Below are 298 nucleotides of genomic sequence, written 5' to 3'. Positions count from 1 at the left end.
AAATATCGGCGTAGAGGAGCATCTGCTTTTCCAGCAGCCGCGCCTGCCTATCTGCCGTGATCGTGCGCTTCAGAGAGGCGTCCGAATTCTCCCCAGCGCGCTTTGTAGCTCGACTGGTATTCCAGAAACCGAACAATGCCACTACCAGCACGGCCAACGGCGGGAGCCACACTGAGACTGGCACGCCGATGATCGACCCGGCAGCGGGCGCTTTCGATAGGGCCGTTGTAAGGATGTCCATTCGGACAGCGTAGCGACGCGCTTTCCATCATTTGACTATGGTCTCGGCTACCTTTGC

The 298-nt window shown here is 58.4% G+C and carries 1 protein-coding gene; it reads right to left on the bottom strand.

The window, feature by feature from the left end:
• Nucleotides 1-241: hypothetical protein (locus QN345_RS20085; RefSeq protein WP_323508227.1), on the bottom strand; the 241-nt coding region annotated here is incomplete at its 3' end.
• Nucleotides 242-298: the final 57 nt, after the last annotated feature.

Origin of the sequence: Cryobacterium sp. 10I1 (genome assembly GCF_035019805.1) — a bacterium.
Taxonomy (GTDB): Bacteria; Actinomycetota; Actinomycetes; order Actinomycetales; family Microbacteriaceae; genus Cryobacterium; species Cryobacterium glucosi.
This window is presented reverse-complemented; position numbering and strand designations above follow the sequence as displayed.